The 1213-nt window shown below is 72.4% G+C and carries 1 pseudogene; it reads left to right on the forward strand.

What is annotated here, in order from left to right:
• Positions 1 to 1213, forward strand: a pseudogene (locus ACW5DW_RS17080) (ESPR-type extended signal peptide-containing protein); the annotation flags it as partial.

Below are 1213 nucleotides of genomic sequence, written 5' to 3' on the forward strand. Positions count from 1 at the left end.
TATGCCGACGGCCAGTACTCGACCGCTTCGGGCTTCAACGCCACCGCGACGGCCGACAGCGCGACCGCAGTGGGCGGCAGCCTGTACTACGAGGATCCGGACACGGGCGAAGTGCTGCTCGACCAGACCACGACCGCCTCCGACGTCGGCGCAAGCGCGTTCGGCGCGGGCGCACAGGCCAATGGCGCGTTCAGCACCGCCAGCGGTGCGGCCGCGACGGCGGACGGCCTGCAGGCGACCGCGACGGGCTACGGCAGCGGCGCCAGCGGCGACTTCACGACCGCGAACGGCAGCTTCAGCAATGCCGGCGGCTACGGTGCGAGTGCGCTGGGTTATGGCGCCGAGGCGGCGGGCGATTACGCCACCGCGGTGGGCGTGGTCGCCACGGCCAGCGGCGTCAGCAGCGTGGCCGTGGGCGAGTTCAGTGAAGCCACGGGCGACGAGAGCGTCGCGGTGGGCGGCTCCACGTTCTTCGGATTCATTCCTGCCCAGGCATCGGGTACGGGGGCGACGGCGGTTGGCGCCGGCGCCTGGGCCACCGGCGATTACGGGACTGCGCTCGGCTGGAACAGCTGGGCCAATGCCGAAGGCGCCACGGCGCTCGGCGAGAGCGCCACTGCCAGCGCCTTGAACAGCGTGGCGCTGGGCGCAGGGTCGCTGGCCGATCGCGAGGACAGCGTCTCGGTCGGGGATGTTGGCGCGGAGCGGCAGGTCACCAACGTCGCCGCCGGTACCGAGGCGACGGATGCGGTGAATCTGGAGCAGCTGGAAGGCGCGACCGAGCACACGCGCTACTTCGCAGCGAGCGGCGGCGTGGACAGCGACAACGCCGCCTACGTCGAAGGCGAGTACGCCACGGCGGCCGGTGAATCGGCCACGGCGATGGGCGAGGGCGCCTCGGCGCTGGGCAGCGGTGCGTTCGCGCTGGCCGACCATGCCACTGCGGTGGGCTTCAACGCGGTCGCCGACCAGGCCAGTGCGGTCGCGCTCGGCGCGAGCAGCGCGGCACTGGGTGAGTACGCGGTGGCGGTGGGCAGCGAAAGCCTCGCTTCGGGCAGCGAGTCCTCGGCCTTCGGTACGCTGTCGGAAGCCTCGGGCGACTACGGCACGGCCATCGGCGGCCGTGCAGATGCGTCGGGGTTCAACAGCACCTCGGTGGGCAGCTGGAGCGCGGCCTCCGGCTACAACGCGACCGCCGTCGGCGCCGATAGCG

This window comes from Luteimonas sp. A482, from assembly GCF_054072655.1.